This is a genomic window from Streptomyces sp. F63 (genome assembly GCF_018070345.1).
In the GTDB taxonomy this organism is placed as follows: domain Bacteria; phylum Actinomycetota; class Actinomycetes; order Streptomycetales; family Streptomycetaceae; genus Streptomyces.
The window spans coordinates 1-15,857 of record NZ_JAGPXX010000011.1 but is presented as its reverse complement, the minus strand read 5'-3'; the positions used below and the strand labels follow the sequence as shown (position 1 = coordinate 15,857).

At 74.4% G+C, this 15,857-nt stretch carries 13 protein-coding genes; 5 read left to right on the top strand and 8 right to left on the bottom strand.

Features of this window, described 5'->3' with window-relative positions:
- Positions 1 to 284 precede the first annotated feature (284 nt).
- Both KBZ10_RS14070 and KBZ10_RS14065 read right to left on the bottom strand, forming a co-directional pair.
- Positions 285 to 455 carry a hypothetical protein gene (locus KBZ10_RS14070; RefSeq protein ID WP_210988096.1) on the bottom strand — a complete coding sequence of 57 codons (171 nt, stop codon included), beginning with the start codon at positions 453 to 455 and terminating at the stop codon, positions 285 to 287.
- 451 nt (positions 456 to 906) lie between these two features.
- Positions 907 to 2,382, bottom strand: a complete 1,476-nt coding sequence (locus KBZ10_RS14065) for an SDR family NAD(P)-dependent oxidoreductase (RefSeq protein ID WP_210987949.1) — start codon at positions 2,380 to 2,382, stop codon at positions 907 to 909.
- 379 nt (positions 2,383 to 2,761) lie between these two features.
- Here KBZ10_RS14065 and KBZ10_RS14060 point away from each other — a divergent pair, with 379 nt between their 5' ends.
- The 4 genes from KBZ10_RS14060 to KBZ10_RS14045 all read left to right on the top strand — a co-directional run bounded on the left by KBZ10_RS14060 (position 2,762) and on the right by KBZ10_RS14045 (position 7,889).
- On the top strand, positions 2,762 to 4,240 hold the full coding sequence (locus KBZ10_RS14060) for an aldehyde dehydrogenase family protein (RefSeq protein ID WP_210987948.1): 1,479 nt from the start codon (positions 2,762 to 2,764) through the stop codon (positions 4,238 to 4,240).
- Between the two features lie 134 nt (positions 4,241 to 4,374).
- Positions 4,375 to 5,190, top strand: coding sequence for an SAM-dependent methyltransferase (locus KBZ10_RS14055; RefSeq protein WP_210987947.1), 816 nt, complete (start codon positions 4,375 to 4,377; stop codon positions 5,188 to 5,190).
- Positions 5,191 to 5,782: 592 nt separating this feature from the next.
- A complete protein-coding gene (locus KBZ10_RS14050) occupies positions 5,783 to 6,751 on the top strand; it encodes a cyclopropane-fatty-acyl-phospholipid synthase family protein (RefSeq protein ID WP_210987946.1) in 969 nt (322 codons plus the stop codon).
- A gap of 4 nt (positions 6,752 to 6,755) precedes the next feature.
- Complete coding sequence (locus tag KBZ10_RS14045; protein WP_307847410.1) at positions 6,756 to 7,889, top strand: hypothetical protein; 1,134 nt, start codon at positions 6,756 to 6,758, stop codon at positions 7,887 to 7,889.
- A gap of 47 nt (positions 7,890 to 7,936) precedes the next feature.
- Here the strand turns inward: KBZ10_RS14045 and KBZ10_RS14040 are convergent, their stop codons facing one another.
- Genes KBZ10_RS14040 through KBZ10_RS14020 form a run of 5 tightly spaced genes read right to left on the bottom strand, consistent with a single transcriptional unit; the run spans position 7,937 to position 12,412 of the window.
- Positions 7,937 to 9,547, bottom strand: a complete 1,611-nt coding sequence (locus KBZ10_RS14040) for a cytochrome P450 (RefSeq protein WP_307847408.1) — start codon at positions 9,545 to 9,547, stop codon at positions 7,937 to 7,939.
- Positions 9,544 to 10,167 carry an ATP/GTP-binding protein gene (locus KBZ10_RS14035; RefSeq protein ID WP_210987945.1) on the bottom strand — a complete coding sequence of 208 codons (624 nt, stop codon included), beginning with the start codon at positions 10,165 to 10,167 and terminating at the stop codon, positions 9,544 to 9,546. The genes KBZ10_RS14040 and KBZ10_RS14035 overlap by 4 nt, the downstream gene beginning before the upstream one ends.
- Entirely contained in the window at positions 10,148 to 10,510 is a 363-nt protein-coding gene (locus tag KBZ10_RS14030) for a DUF742 domain-containing protein (protein ID WP_210987944.1), read from the bottom strand. Before KBZ10_RS14030 ends, KBZ10_RS14035 begins: the two co-directional genes overlap by 20 nt.
- Positions 10,507 to 10,893, bottom strand: coding sequence for a roadblock/LC7 domain-containing protein (locus KBZ10_RS14025; RefSeq protein ID WP_210988074.1), 387 nt, complete (start codon positions 10,891 to 10,893; stop codon positions 10,507 to 10,509). Before KBZ10_RS14025 ends, KBZ10_RS14030 begins: the two co-directional genes overlap by 4 nt.
- A gap of 25 nt (positions 10,894 to 10,918) precedes the next feature.
- On the bottom strand, positions 10,919 to 12,412 hold the full coding sequence (locus tag KBZ10_RS14020; RefSeq protein WP_210987943.1) for a sensor histidine kinase KdpD: 1,494 nt from the start codon (positions 12,410 to 12,412) through the stop codon (positions 10,919 to 10,921).
- A gap of 637 nt (positions 12,413 to 13,049) precedes the next feature.
- Between KBZ10_RS14020 and KBZ10_RS14015 the strand changes: the two genes are divergently transcribed.
- Positions 13,050 to 14,510, top strand: a complete 1,461-nt coding sequence (locus tag KBZ10_RS14015; RefSeq protein ID WP_210987942.1) for a hypothetical protein — start codon at positions 13,050 to 13,052, stop codon at positions 14,508 to 14,510.
- Between the two features lie 193 nt (positions 14,511 to 14,703).
- Here the strand turns inward: KBZ10_RS14015 and KBZ10_RS14010 are convergent, their stop codons facing one another.
- Positions 14,704 to 15,453, bottom strand: coding sequence for a M23 family metallopeptidase (locus tag KBZ10_RS14010; protein WP_210987941.1), 750 nt, complete (start codon positions 15,451 to 15,453; stop codon positions 14,704 to 14,706).
- Positions 15,454 to 15,857 lie beyond the last annotated feature (404 nt).

The window sequence follows — 15,857 nt, the reverse complement described above, 5'->3', positions numbered from 1 at the left end:
GCCGTGGCGGTCCGGGCCGTCGGCCGTTCGCTGTGCCGGGATGGCGCGGCGGCGCCGCGCTCCCGTGGATCCGTACCAGTGCGTCGCCGGTACACCGGCCGTTCGCGCATCCGGCTGCGCACTCCCCTCGTTCCTCCACCGTCCTCCGCCGCCCCGGAACCACCGCTGGATCGCCGGGACGGACTGCGGGTGCCCCGGGAACCGGGGACGAAACGCGAGGACCCGCCGGGCACGGTGCTCCCGGCGGGTCGTCAGGCGGTCGCGCGGAGCGGCCGGTGGTGCGGTCAGTCGATGCCGCGGAGGATGTGGGACTCGGCCGGGTCGTCGTCGTAGCCGGCAAGCCGGATGGGGGCCACCCTGGACCAGACGTCCAGGTTGCGGGGCTCCGTCTGGGCGGCGGCCGGGTACTCCTCGGGTTCCGCCAGCAGCTGGTTGGTCTTCTTCTCGGTTGTCACCGCGCACTCCTTAGTGTCGGGTGCACCGAACGCCGTACGCCCGGAAAACTGCGCAGCCAGAGGCATGGCCGGGCGCCGACGCCCGATGGGGCTAGTGGAAAGTCACTGCGGGCGCGGTGGCGCCGGAGATGCGGACCGGGAGTGCGGCCATGGTGGCTGGCCTGTCCCGGGACGGGCCGAGGGTCTCGGTGCTTCGTTTGCCAAAAGGCTGTCCGTCTGGTGTTCAGCCTACCCCCACCTGCGCGGAAGCGCGCGCGGATATCCGGTCCCGGATTCCGGAGACGGTCGTCGGGGCCCGGGTTCGCTCCGGTGGGCGGCGATTCCGCAGGCCGGGCGGGCACGGATCGGCGGCATCCGGAGTGACGAAGGGCACGCGGCGGCCGGGGACGTTCACCCGTCCGGGTGCGGTGCGGGAGACGGGGGGCGCGGCCGGCACGGCCCGCGGCCCGGCTCACCAGCCGGCGGGGGCGTAGTCCTTGAGGAAGCAGCCGTACACGTCCTCACCGCGTTCGCCCCGGACGATGGGGTCGTAGACGCGGGCGGCCCCGTCGACCAGGTCCAGCGGGGCGTGGAAGCCGGCCTCGGCCAGCCGCATCTTGTCCGGGTGCGGGCGCTCGTCGGTGATCCAGCCGGTGTCGACGCTCGTCATCAGGATGCCGTCGGTCTCCAGCATCTCCTGGGCGCTGGTGCGGGTGAGCATGTTCAGCGCCGCCTTCGCCATGTTGGTGTGCGGGTGGCCGGCGCCCTTGTAGCCCCGGCTGAACACCCCTTCCATGGCGGAGACGTTGACCACGTACGTGCGGCGCGCGGGCGAGGCGGCCATCGCCGGGCGGAGCCGGCTGACCAGGATGAACGGCGCGGTGACATTGCAGAGCTGCACTTCCAGCAGCTCGACGGGCTCCACCTCGCTCACCGTCTGGATCCAGCTGTTGGTGTCGGCGAGGTCCGGGATGAGCCCGCCCGCGTCGATGGCGGTGCCCGCCTCGATCCGCGCGGGGGAGGCGGAGCCGCCGGTCAGAGCCAGGGCGGCGAGGGAGTCCGGGGTGATGCCCCCGTCCCGGCCGGCGGCGGGCAGCGCCTGCTGGGCTCCGCTGCCGAAGCCGCCGAGGACGAGCGGCTCGGCCAGGCGGCCGCCGGGCGGCAGCGGCGCGGCCTCGCCGGCCACCAGTTCGGCGTAGGACTCCGGGGAGCGGCGCACGGTCTGGGCGGCGTTGTTGATGAGGATGTCCAGCGGGCCCTCGGCGCTCACCGCGTCGGTCAGCGCCACCACCTGCGCCGGGTCGCGCAGATCGATGCCGACGATCTTCAGCCGGTGGAGCCAGTCCCCGCTGTCGGGCATGGCCGAGAAGCGGCGGGCGGCGTCCTTCGGGAAGCGGGTGGTGATGGTGGTGTGCGCCCCGTCGCGGAGCAGCCGCAGCGCGATGTACATGCCGATCTTGGCGCGGCCGCCGGTGAGCAGGGCACGCCGTCCCGTCAGGTCGGTGCGGGCGTCGCGGCGGGCGCGGTTCTCCTTGGCACAGGGCTGGCACAGCTGGTGGTAGAAGGCGTCCACCTCGCGGTACCGGGTCTTGCAGATGTAGCAGGAGCGGGGGCGTTCGAGGAGGCCGACGATCTCCGTGGTGGCGGAGGCGGCGAGCGGGATGCCGGCCGTCTCGTCGTCGATGCGGTCGGCGGAGCCGGTGGCGGTGGCCTCGGTGACGGCCTTGTCGTTGGCGGTCTTGGCGGCCCGGCGCTCCTGCCGGCGGCGCTGCTTCACGGTGCGGTAGATCCCGGCGGTGGCGCGCCGCACGGTGACGGCGTCGGGGTGGTCCAGCGGCAGGTCGTCGAGTTCCGCGAGCACGTCGAGACAGGCGGCCAGCCGCTCCGGGTCGATCCCCGGGTGCCCGTGCCCGTCCTGCCCGGCCCGGCCGTCGTCTGTCACCGTCATCGCCGCCGCCGCTTCCGTTCCCGCTCCGGTGCGCCCCGGACGCGCACACTCCGGCGGAACTTTACGGAGCGCCGGGCGGCTCCGCCAAACCGGTCCGGGCGCGGGCGAGGAACGTCACACCGGGCGCGGGGACGGGCCGGCCGCCCGGACACCGGCCGGGGCACCGGGGCAGGGCCGGGTCCGGGGGGCCGGGCGTCTCCCGCGTGCCGGGCCCGGGGCGGCGCCGGGCGTCACCCGCGGAAGGGGCCGGGGTTGGCACCCCGGGCTTCCGGGCACTCGGGACCGGTCCGGCGGACACCGGCCGCGTGCCCGGCCCCTCCCCCGGACGCGCCCCCGGAGAGGCCCCGGCCCCGGCCGGCCCGACGAGCGGAGAGATCCGATGGCATCCGCGACGCCCACGCCCCCCGCCCCGTACAGCGGATTCGACCGCATGTTCCTGGCCGGGCACTGGCAGCCGGGCAGTTCCGGCAGCGTGGGGACGGACACGGACCCGTACACCGATGAGACGCTGACCGAGATCCAGCTCGCGGCCCCCGCCGATGTGGATCTGGCGTACGGGGCGGCACGGGAGGCGCAGCCCGGCTGGGCGGCCCTGCCCCGGGAGGAGCGGGCCGCCGTGCTGGACCGCGCCGCGCGGATCATGGCGGACCGGCGGGCGGAGACCGGGGACTGGCTGACCCGGGAGGCCGGGGCCACCGCTGCCCGGGTGGACATGGAACTGGGCATCCTCGAAGCCGTGACACGGCTGGCGGCCGCGCGCCGGGAGCCGGACCCGCCGCGGGTGGCGGCGAGTGTCCCCGGCAAGGAGAACCTCATCCGCCGGCGGCCCGTGGGGATCGTCGCGGTGATCAGCCCGTGGAACTTCCCCGCCTATCTCTCCAACCGCTCCGTGGCCCCGGCGCTGGCGGCGGGCAACGCCGTCGTCCTCAAGCCCGCCGGTGACACCCCGGTCACCGGCGGGCTGCTGCTCGCCAGGATCTACGAGGAGGCCGGACTGCCGCCGGGGCTGCTCAGCGTGCTGGTGGGCAGCGGCGGCGAGATCGGCGACCTGATGGTCGCGCACCATGTGCCCCGGGTGGTCTCCTTCACCGGTTCGACGCCGGTGGGGCGGCGCATCGCGGCCCGGGCCGGGCTGAAGAAGCTCGCCCTGGAGCTGGGCGGCAACGGACCGATGGTCGTCCTCGACGACGCCGGTCTCGACGGCGCGGTGGACGCCGCCCTCCACGGCAGCTACTTCCACCAGGGCCAGATCTGCATGGCCACCAACCGCGTCATCGTCGACCGCTCCCGCTTCGACGACTTCACCGCCCTCTTCACCGAGCGGGCCCGCGCCCTGCGCGCCGGGGACCCGCGCGACGGGCGGACGCAGCTCGGGCCCCTCATCAACGACTCCCAGCTGGCGGGCGTGCGCGACAAGGTGGCCCGCGCCGTCACCCAGGGCGCCAGGGTGGTCCTCTCCGGCGAGCCGGCGGGCCCCACCGGTCGGGTGCTGCCGCCGCATGTGGTGATCGGCCGCAATGACGTGGCCACCGCCGCCGAGGAGGTCTTCGGACCGGTGGCCACCCTGCTGCCCGCGGACGGGGAGGAGGACGCCCTGCGGCTGGCCAATGACACCGAGTACGGCCTGTCGAGCGCGGTGTTCACCGGCGACCCCGAGCGCGGCCTGCGGTTCGCCTCCCGCGTGGAGGCCGGGATGACGCACGTCAACGACACCACCGTGCACGACGACGTGCGCGCGGCGTTCGGCGGCGAGAAGCAGTCGGGGCTCGGGCGGTTCGGCGGCGAGTGGGTCTTCGAGGAGTTCACCACCCCGCACTGGGTCACCGTCCAGCGCACTCCGCGCGACCTGGCGTTCTGACGGGCCGTTCCGCCCACCGCCCAACACGTTGATGCGGTAAGGCCGTTGGCCTTAACCGGAAGCATGTGCCCCTCTAGGATGTGAGCGCGTCGCACCGCATACGCGATCGCGCGGACGAGACTGTGAGGGGTCGGATGGGCCAGACACAAGAGCCGCTGCCCAAGGGGATCAACATCAACGTTCCCAGTGTGGCTCGGATGTACGACTACTTCCTCGGGGGCAAGGACAACTACGCCGTCGACCGGGAGGCTTCCGACGAGCTGCTGAAGGTGGTCCCGAGCACCAGGGAACTGGCCCTCAACAACCGGCAGTTCCTGGCGCGGGTGGTGCGCCGGCTGGCCGAGAACCACGGCATCCGCCAGTTCCTCGACCACGGTTCCGGCCTCCCCACCCAGAACAACGTCCACCAGGTCGCCCAGAGCGTGGACCCGGCCTCGCGCGTGGTCTACGTCGACAACGACCCGATCGTCCTCGCCCACGGCCGCGCCCTGCTGGAGGAGAACGAGAACACCGCCGTCATCACGGCGGACATGCGCGACACCGAGGGGATCTTCAACCACCCCGAGGTCAAGCGGCTGATCGACTTCGAGGAGCCGGTGGCCGCCCTGTTCGTCTCGGTGCTCCACTGCATCAAGGACGAGGACGACCCGGCCGCACTGATACGGACCGTCAGGGACCGGCTGGCGCCCGGCAGTTTCCTGGTGATCTGCCAGTTGGTGAGCGAGGACGCCGCCACCCGCGACTTCGTCACCGACTTCATGGACAAGAGCACCCACGGCAACTGGGGCCGGGTGCGCCGGCAGCGGGACCTGGAGCAGTTCTTCGAGGGCCTGGAGATCCTGGAGCCCGGTCTGGTGGAGGTCTCCACCTGGCACCCGGACAGCGACCTCGTCCCCCGGCAGCGCACCCAGGAGTGGATCGAGTACGGGGGCGTCGGCCGGCTGCCCTGAGCCCGGCCCGCCCCGCTCCCGCCCCGCTCCCGTCCCTCCCCGCCGCGGAGGGGCCGACTCCAGGAGGGCCCGTCCCGGGCCGGTGGATTCCCACCGCGCCGGGCCGGGCCCTCCGCCGCGCCCGGCGGCACCGCCCGCGGGCCCCACCGGTGCCGTGCGGCCTTTCCCGCCGGTTTTCCGGCGGACGCGCGTGCCCGCCGGAAACCGGGGAAGGCGCCAACCCGCCGGCCCCGCGCGCCGTCCCCGACGGGACCGTCGAATACCGGACATGAGCGCCGGTCGGCAGCAGCCGTTCCCCGGGAACGCCGACTGCCGTCAAATATTCCGCTTTTCACTCATGCATCCCCCTGCCGCATTCCGCAACACACCGCATTCCGTTCAGAAGCGGGCGCGAATTATCCTCTCCCATTCACTCTCTCTTCATTCTCCGCCGAAGACGGCAGGCCCGATCCCATCGCCCGGCCGCCCGGGCGGGGTTAAGGATCTCCGGGACCGGGGGAGGTTGGGGGCGCCGTGCGCCGGGTGGCGCCGGAACCCCCCTCCCCCCTCGCACTTCCGGACGACTCCGCAGCCCAGCCCCAGGAGACCGAATATGACAGAAGCAGCCGACAGCATCACGGGCACCCGTCATGCCCCCGGCAGCGGCGGCCTCGTCATCGCCCCGCCGGGACCCCGGGAGGCCCCGGCCGCCGGGGAGGCCCCGTTCGACGAGGCCGAAGTACCGCTGTACTACTCCCGGAAGACCGCCGACATCCTGCACAAGTACGGTCCGGGGCCGCGCGTCCACTTCCACCTGGGCATGTTCGACGGCACACCGGACACCACCGTCGCCCAGCACCTCATCCGCCGCCGGATCACCGACTCCCAGGAGGCCGTGATCCGCCACGCGGCCGCCTCCTGGGGCGCCGCGGACCACCCGCCGGCCGCGCTCCTCGACATCGGCTGCGGGCTCGGCGGCGGGTCGATCTACTGGGCCCAGGAGCACGGCAGCAGCGTCACGGGCGTCACCGTCACCGCCGACCACATACCCGTCATGGAGCACCTGGTCCGCCGGGCCGGGGTCCGCGACCGCGTCACCCCCGTCCTCGGCGACATCCACGACTTCCGGGAGGAGAGCGCGTACGACGCCGCGGTGGCCGTGGAGAGCGCCGTCCACATGGACCGCCGGCGGCTGTTCGCCGTGGCCGCGCGGGCCCTGCGGCCCGGAGGCTGGTTCGGCCTCCAGGACCACTTCCTCCGCCGTCCGGAGGTCGCCGGCTTCGTGAACGGCTACTACCGGACCCGGCTCGGGCCGCTCGGCGAGTACGTCTCCGCCGCCCGCGCAGCCGGATTCGAGCTGGAACGGAACGAGGACATCACGGACCCCGTCGCGGAGTTCTGGGTGCAGTCCATGGCCTGGACGGCCGCGGAACTGGACCGGACGGCGGGAGCGGACGGGCCCTCCCCCATCGCCCGCGACCGGCTGACGGAGTCGGCCGTCGGACACGGCAGGCTGTTCCGGATCTGGCGCGACCACGCCGTCGAGACCCGGCTGCTCCTCTTCCGTCTCCGGAAGGACTGAGCCGGTGCCGGAGACGACCACCGGCACCCCCGCGGCCGCGTCCCCCGCGGCCGGCCCCGGGGTGGTGCCCCCGGAGGAACTACCGCCCTTCTACTGCCCCGTGGAGTCGGCCGTCCACCCGGCCGTCCGCAGGATCGAGGAGCGGGCCGTCGCCTGGCTCGACGCGAGCGGCGTCTTCCCCGACGCCACCGAACGCGCCTGGAACCTGGCCACCAACGCCGCGGAGTTCAGCTGCCGCCTCGCCCCGTACGGCGACGAGGAGCGGCTGCTGCTCTTCGCCCAGTGGACGTACTGGCTGTTCGCCCTGGACGACACCCGGCTCGACGCGGCGCCGGCCGCGGACCGCGGCCCGGACCTGGCCGACCTCGGGCTGCGCCTGGTGCGCTCCCTCGAAGCGCCCGGGTCCCGGATGCTCGGTTCCGGCCCGATGGCCCGCGCCCTCGACGACCTCGTCCTGCGCACCCGGGCCGTGGCCGGCCCCGTGCAGTACCAGCGGCTGGCCGACGGGGTACGTGATCTGCTGCTGGGCGCCGCCTGGCAGCACGGCAACGCCCGCCGCGGCGTCGTGCCGAGCCCCGCCGAGTACGCGGCGGGGCGCATCGCGGACGTCGGGACCCGGTTCGACGCCGCCTTCGTCGAGATCGCGAACGGTGTCGAGATCCCCGGCGAACGGCTGTACTCCGGGCCCGTCCGCGCCCTGGTCGAGGCCACCGGCTTCATCGCGGCCTGCGACAACGATCTGCTCTCCCGGGCCAAGGAGGCCGGGGAGGGCGCCGCCGCCCCGGACCTGGTGCGGGTCCTCGCCCATCACCACCGCTGCTCCGAGCGGGAGGCCCTCGCCGCCGCGCTCGCTCTGCGCGACCGGGCGATGACGCTCTTCCTCCGGCTGCGGGAGCAGACCGCGCGGGGGGCCGACGCGGACCTCCGCCGCTTCCTCGACGACCTGGGCCACTGGATCGCGGGCAACATCCGCTGGTCCGACACGGCCCCCCGCTACGCCAGTCCGCGCCCTCTGCACCGGCTGCCCGTGCCCGGGGCCGTCCTCGGCGTCACCCGGCGGCCGGACCCGGCCGACCCGCGGACGGGCCCGCCCGGTCTGCCCACCATCGACTGGTGGTGGGACCAGTCCGCCCGCTGACCCCGCGGGGCCCGGGCGGCCGGATCACGCGGGCCCCGGAGCCGGGCTCAGCCGCCCGTGAACCACCGGACCGCGCGCCGCCACCACGGGGCGGCCGGCAGCGGCGGCCGGCCGGAACCGGCCGCCAGCGGGTCGGGGACCCCCGCGACCGCGGCCTCCGTCCGCGGGGGCGCCGCGGGGACCGCCGCCCCGGCCCGCCCCGCGGCCTCCCCCGGCAGCTCCGCCCGCCGGGACGGCGCCGGCCCGGCCGCGGCCGGGGACGTCTCCTCGGGCGCGGGCCGGTGCGGGGTGAACTCCACGGGCAGCGCGGTGAGATGGCGGGTCATCAGGGCGGACACCCAGCTCAGCTCCGTCTCCTCCACGGCCAGCCGCAGATCCGGGAGACGGGCCAGCAGCGCCTCGACGCCGGTGTCCGCGATGGCCCGCCCGATGTCCTGGCCGGGGCATTCGTGCGGGCCGCCGCTGAAGGCCAGGTGCGAACGGTTCCCGTGGACGGGGACACTGGGGTCGGGCCGGATCGCCGGGTCGAGATTGCCCGCGGCCAGTCCGAGGATCAGCAGGTCACCGGCGCGGATCGACTGCCCGGCGAGTTCCGTGTCGCCGGTGGCCCAGCGCCCCACCGCCGTCATCATCGGCGGCTCGTCCCACAGCACCTGCTCCATGGCGTCGGGCAGCGTCATGTGGCCGCCGGCCAGGTCGGCCCGGAAGCGGCGGTCCGTGAGGACCATCCGCAGCATGTTGATGATCAGGTTGGCCGTGGTCTCGTAAGCGGCGATGAGGACGAGCCGCAGATGCTGCTCCACCTCGTCGTCGGTCAGCCCGGCGGGGTGCTCGATCAGCCAGCTGGCGAAGTCCTGCCCCGGGGAGGCGTGTTTGCGCGCCACCAGCCGGCGCAGGGCGCGCAGCACGTAGTCGTTGCTGGCGACCGCGGTCTCCGTGCCCTTGAGCAGGTCGCGGGCCGCGTCCACCAGCTTGGGGCCGTAGGACTCGGGCATGCCCAGCAGCCGGGTCATCACCAGCATCGGCAGGTGATCGGAGAACTGCCGGACCAGATCCGCCCTGCCGTCGACGCAGAACCGGTCGATCAGCAGATGCGCGGAGCGGGTGACGGTGCGCCGGATGCCCCGGCGGTCGAAGCGGTCGATGCTGTCGGTGACGGCGCCGCGGAGCCGTTCGTGCTCCCGGCCGTCCACCTGGGTGCACATCGGCTGCCAGGCCACGACGGGGGCCAGGGGGTGGTCCGGGGCGACACGGCCCTCGCGGGCGAGGCGCCAGTGGCGGGAGTCGCGGGAGAAGCGGGAGGGGGTGCGGGCCACGTCGAGGTTCTCGCGATAGCCGAGCACGAGCCAGGCCGGGAGGTCGCCGTGGAGCAGGACCGGGGCGACGGCCCCGTGCTGGGCGCGCAGCCGTTCGTACAGGCCCATCGGGTCGGTCTCGGCCTCGGGGCCGTAGAGCCGGATCAGACCGCCGGGGCCGTAGGCGTGGGCCGGGCAGCCGGGCGGTGGCGCGGGCTCGGCTCGGCCGGAGGGCGGTGGCCCGGCGGCGGAGGTGGGGGCGGAGGCGGCGGAACGCGGGTCGGTGGCGGAACGCGGGTCGGTGGCGGTGGGGGTGCCGGTTCCGCGCACGGAGCCGGCGGGGTCGGGCGGCGGGACGGTCACGGGGACTCCGGGGTTGCGGTGGCGAGGGTGTGCAGGTAGCGCATGAGCGTCAGCAGGGCATCGCGGCAGGAGCCGCGGTCGCGGGCGTCGCAGGCGACCATGGGCACGGAGTCGGGCAGGTCCATCGCCGCCCGCAGCTCCGCCATCGGGTAACGGGGTGACTCGGGGAAGTCGTTGACGACGACCACGAACGGGACACCGCGCTCCTCCAGCCGCCCGACGACATCGAAACTGACCTCCAGGCGGCGGGTGTCGATGAGGACGAGCGCGCCCAGGGCCCCTTCGAAGAGGCCGTTCCAGAGGAACCAGAAGCGCTCCTGGCCGGGGGTGCCGAAGAGGTACAGCACCAGTTGCTCGTTGATGCTGATCCGGCCGAAGTCCATGGCGACGGTGGTCTCGGTCTTCCGCTCGACGCCCGCGATGTCGTCCACGCCGACACCGGCCTGGGTCATCGTCTCCTCGGTGGTCAGCGGGCGTATCTCACTGACCGAGCCGACCAGGGTGGTCTTGCCGACGCCGAAGCCGCCGACGATGACCACCTTGACCGCGGACGTGGCCGTGGCGGGGAGCGCGTCCTCGCTGCGCGGGCCGGGGAGCGTGTCAGAGGTTCTGTAGTCCATGCATCACCGCCTTGAGGAGGTCCGCGTCGGGCAACGCGGCGGTGGGGATCGGGGCGCGGGCCTCCATGCGCCCGTCGGCCAGCAGGTCGGTGAGGAGCACGGTGACCGTGCTGACGGGCAGGTCCAGATAGGCGGAGATCTCGGCCACCGAGAGCGGGTAGTGGCACATCCGCAGCATGGCCGCGTGCTCGGGCTGCAGGCCCGGCTTCGGCGCGTCCCGGGACACGATGAGGGTGACCAGGTCGAGGCCGGCTGTTCTGTCGCGGGCCCGGCTGCGGCCGCCGGTCAGCACGTACAGCCGCTCGGGGGCGCCTTCCTCCCAGTCCTCGCCGGGCCCGCTCATGTGATCTGCTCGTCCACGCGCGGCGGGCTGCTGAGGTGCTCACCGATTCTGGCGACCAGGTCGCGCATGCGCTGCCCCATCAGCCCGGCGTCGACGCCGTCGTCGGCGAGCACGGCCAGATAGGCGCCGGCGCCGGCCGCCATGAGGTAGAAGAAGCCGCCGCTGACCTCGATGACGACCAGTCTCATCTGTCCGGTGCCGTGCGGGAACTCGGCGGCGATCGCCCCGGAGAGGCTCTGCAGTCCGGCGCAGGCGGCGGCGAGCCGGTCGGCGGTGTCGCCGTCGGTGCCGTGCTGCGCCATGCACAGGCCGTCCGCGGAGAGCACCACGATGTGCCGGGTCTGCGGGACGCTCGTGGCGAGGTCCCTGAGCATCCAGTCCATGTTGAGCCGCTGCTGTGTCACGTTTCTACTCATCCCTGTCCACCGAGTCGTCACTGTCCGGACGCGCGGCCCGCGGTGCCGGCGCCTCTCCGTTGATGCCGCTCTGGAAGGCGGCCAGCCACAGACCGGGCTTCACCTGTTCCGCGGCCGCGGGCGGCCGGGGTGCCGCGGCGGACCGGGCCGGCGCCGCGGCGCGGGGTGTGACGGCGGGCTGCCGTCGCCGGCGCTGCGGCAGTCCGTTGGCGTTGCGGCCGACCACCGCGGTGTCCTCCTCCATGGCCGTTCCGTTCGGCGGGGGCAGCGGCGTCGGCACGGGCCGTGTCCTGCGCTTGGGCGGCGGAAGGGTGGCTGCCCTGGCGACGGCGCCGCCGGGGGTGGGCGTGGCGGTGACGAGGTCCTGCGGGACGATCAGGACGCAGCGGACGCCTCCATAGGCCGAGGGGCGCAGCGACACCTGGAACTTGTGGGTCTGCGCCAGCCTGCCCACCACGGCGAGGCCCAGCCGGGGGGTCTCGCCCAGGTCGTTGAGGTCGATGCCCGCGGACGCCTGGGCCAGGACGCGTTCGGCGCGCCGGCGGGCCTCCTCGGTGAGGCCGACGCCCGCGTCCTCGATCTCGACGGCGATGCCGGACTGCACCTCGATGGCGGTGAGGTGGACCCGGGTCTGCGGGGGCGAGTAGCGGGTGGCGTTGTCGAGCAGTTCGGCCAGCGCGTGGATCAGGGGCTCGACGGCGGGTCCGACGATGGCGGCCTCGGCGACGGAGTGCAGGTCGACCCGCTGGTAGCCGATGATGCGGGACATGGCGCCGCGCAGGACGTTGAAGAGCGGGACGTTCTGCTGCCACTGGCGGCCGGGACGGGAGCCGCCGAGGACGGCGATGCTGTCGGCGAGCCGGCCGATGAGGGCGGTGCCGTGGTCGAGGTGGAGGAGGTCGCCGAAGAACTCCGGTTCGTTGCCGTGCTTGTCCTCCATCTCCCGCAGGTCCTGGGCCTGCTGGTGGACGATCGCCTGGACGCGGCGGGCGATGTTGACGAAGGCGCGGTGGGCCGATTCGCGCAGGTCCTCCTCGGCGCGGACCGCTTCGAGGACGGAGCGGAGCACCGCTTCATGGGCGGCGTGGAACCGGGGGTCGGCGCCGGGCGTGTAGGCGACGCCCTCCAGGACCTCCTCGACGGAGGCTCCGCGCTGGAGGCGTTCGACGGCCGCGGGCAGCAGTTCCCCGGCGAGCCGTACCGTCTCGGCCTCCTGTTCGGCGAGGCGGCGGCCGAACGCCGCTTCCTGCTCGGCGGCGCGCCGGCGCAGGGTGTGGACGAGCCGCCCGCGCCGGACCGCCTCGGCCGCGGCGATCGCCACGGCGGCGGTGGCGACGGCACCGCACCAGGCCACGGGGGCGCGGGCCCCGTCGGGAACGCCGAGGACGGCGACGACCGCGCAGAGAGCCGTCACGGCGGGTGGGAACAGCCACAGGAACGCGGAGGCGGGCCGCCGACCTCCTGGTGACGAGCCGGCACGAACCATCAATGTCTCAAACCCTTGCGGAAGGAATAGGGGCGTCGTCCGGTGCGTCGGAGCACCGGCGGGGGCCGCCGCCGCAATCCGCCCCCCGGGGAATCGCGGTGCCGCGGCAGCCGGTGACGGCCTGCGGAAATCGCCGCAACCCGCCTGCGAGACATGGAGCATAGCCCGTTCATTCTTCCTGCTGGGATGACGATGTCCTTTTCTCAGGAATATGCTGCTGGACCTTTCACAACACATAAAAAAGCGGTCGGATTTTTGCAGCCGGATCGTTTTACCGATCCCTTCAGTCCGGCAATTCCGGCTGACCTGCGGGAATGCCCCGGGCCTCCCGACCGTGCCGGGCCGCTTCCTCCGACTGCCCCGCCCGAGTGGTGAGCGGAGGTCCCCCGCCGCAGGCTGGTGATCGCCTGCCTGCCCCATCCGGCATCCCCTTCGACACGTGCGGCGAGGTCCGGCCATGCAGCCACCACCGGCCACCGGCCCCCGGGACGAGCGGCCCCGTCGGCGGACGCGGCGCGCACCGGGGCGTTTCTCCCGGCGCGGGTTCCGGCCCGCCCGGCGCACCGCCCCGGCCGGGGCCGCCGCGTCCGGGGCCGCCGCACCCGGGCGTCCACGAACCCGGTGGGCCGCCCGTGCCGTGCCGTACGGCCCGGCCGCGGTCGCCGGCCTCTTCACCCTCCTCCAACTGGCGCTGGTCGTCCCCGGCACCGGCCTCGGCTGGGACGAGACCGTGTACGTCAGCCAGGTCAGCTCGCACGCCCCGGCCGCGTTCTTCAGCGCGCCCCGCGCCCGCGGCATCGCGTATCTCGCCGCACCGGTGGCCGCCCTCACCGACGCCGTTCCGCCGCTGCGCGTGTGGCTGGCACTGCTCAGCGGGGCCGGGCTCTTCCTCGCCCTGCGCGTGTGGCGGGGTCTGCTGCCGGCGGCGGTGCTCACCCTGGCCGGGGGCCTCTTCGCCGGGCTCTGGGTCACCCTCTTCTACGGTCCGCTGGTCATGCCCAACCTGTGGGTCGCGCTGGCCGCGCTGTTCACCACGGGCTGTCTGCTGCGGGCCGTGCGGGACCCGGCCTCCCGCCTCGCCCCGGCCGGAGTGTGCGCGGGGGTCGCCCTCGTCGCCCTGATGCGCCCCTCCGACGCCCTGTGGCTCGCCCTGCCGCTGGGCGCCGCCCTGCTGCTGGTCCGCTCCTGGCGCCGCCCGCTGCTGCTCACGGCCCTGGTGGCGGGCGGTGCGCTGGGCAGCGCGGAGTGGATCGCCGAGGCCTACACCGCGTACGGCGGCCCGATGGCGCGGCTGCGGCGGGCCAGCGAGATCCAGGGGCACCTGGCGCCGTACTTCTCCGTGGACGACCACATCCGCGCCCTCGGCGGCCGCACCCTGTGCCGGCCCTGTGACGTACCGTGGCGGAATCCGGCCACCGGCTTCTGGTGGTTCGCCCTCCCGCTGCTCGCCACCGGGGGCGCCCTCGCGGCCCGCCGCACCCGCCACCGGGCCGAGATCCTGCTGCCCGCGCTGACGGGACTCGTGCTCGCCCTGCCGTATCTGTTCCTGGTCGGCTACGCGGCGCCGCGCTTCCTGCTGCCCGCCTACGCGCTGCTGTCCCTGCCGGTCGCCCACGGCCTGATCCGGCTGGCGCGGCGGGTGCGCGAGGCCCGGCCCGGGCTGCGCCCGGCCGCCGCCGCGCTGTCCGTGACGGTGCTGGGCCTGCACCTGGGCGTGCAGTTCACCGTGCTCCACTCCACGGTCTCGTCCTTCCGGGTCAACGGGGAGAAGCTGGACCGGATGGCGGCCGAGCTGGGCCGGCAGGGGGTCCGGCCGCCCTGTGTCGTCTCCGGCCCGGACGCGGTGCGGATCGCCTTCCGCGCCGGCTGCTCCTCGCGGCAGGTCGGCGGGCACGACGGCAGCATCACGCACGCGGCGCTGCGCGCGGTGGCGGAGACGCGGCCCGTCGCGGTCCTGGTGACGAACGGCGCCGAGCCGCCGCCGTACGCCCGGGCCTGGCGCTCCCGGCCGCTGCCGGACTTCGGGCCGTGGCGGTTCCGCGCCTATCTGTCCCCGGCGGCCCGCCCGGAGACCGGGCCGGTCACCGCCGGGGACTGACCCGCGACCGGGCGTCACGGACGGTGAGGGGCGGCGCGGCGCATCCGGCGCGCGAGGAGGGACCGGGGTCCGCGGCCGGGGGGCGTGACCGGGGGCGCACAGCGGAAGGCGGCCCTCCGGGACAGCCGTGAGGCTGTTCCGGAGGGCCGCCGTTGCGCGGTTCCCCCGCGGCGCTGTCCGGTGCGGGACCCGGTCAGAGGGTGACGCCGCGCTGCTTCAGGAAGGCCACCGGGTCGACGCCGGAGCCGTAGTTCGGGGTGGTGCGGGTCTCGAAGTGCAGGTGCGGACCGGTGGAGTTACCGGTGGAACCGACCTTGCCGAGCTCCTGCCCGGTGCTCAGCTGGGTGCCGACCGGGACGGTGATCTTCGACAGGTGGGCGTACTGGGTGAAGGTACCGCTGCCGTGCTTGACCACGACGTTGTTGCCGTACGCGCCACCCCAGCCGGCCTCGACCACGGTGCCCGCGTGCACGCTCTTCACCGGCGTCCCGGCGGGCGCGGAGAAGTCCTGGCCGGAGTGCTTGTTGGCCCAGTGGGCACCGCCGATACCGAAGGTGGAGCCCTTCACATAGCTGTCCACCGGCTTCACCCAGGAGGCGGGAGCCTTCGCGGCGGCCTGGACGGGCTTGGCCGGAGCCTTGCGCTCCGAACGGTCGGCGGCCTTCTGGCCGGCGGCGCGCTCCTCGGCGGCGGCCTCGGCCGCGGCCTTGCCCTCGGCGGCCTTCTTCTGCGCGTCGGCCTGGGCGGTCAGCGCGTCGATGCCGGACTTGGACCCGGCGACCTGGGTGGCGGTGGTTCCGCCGGCGGTGTTCTCGGTCTCGCCCTGGGTGCCCAGCGCGACTCCGGTCCCCAGCACGGCGGTGGCTCCGACACCGGCGGCCATGAAGGCGGCGCGGCGGCGCAGGGGAGTCATGTCGGCGAGGATCTGAGCGTGCTTGAACATCAGGAGTTACCTCCGAAGTGGGGGGTTCGCGCATTTGGCCGGGTTTGCCCGGTTGCGCCCTACCTTGGTAACCCGCCCCGCCCAGGGGTTCAAGCACCCCCTCTCCTACCGCAGGCCGTAGCCGGCACCCCCGCGCACAACCCCGCGCACCCCCGCCCGGCGACCCCGCCCCCCACCCGCCGGACACCGCACCCCACACGGCGGGACCGGCGCCGCTCCCCCGCTCCCCGCTCCGCAAACACGCCCCTTGAGCCACCCCCCGGTCACCCCCCGCACCCACCCGGCCCGACGGCGCACCACCCCCCGGACACCCCACGGGCCCGCGGTCTCCTATCCCCCCTCGTACGTGAACCGGGCCACGTGCGGCAGGTCACCGAAAACCGAGATCAACGACTTCTCGGCGG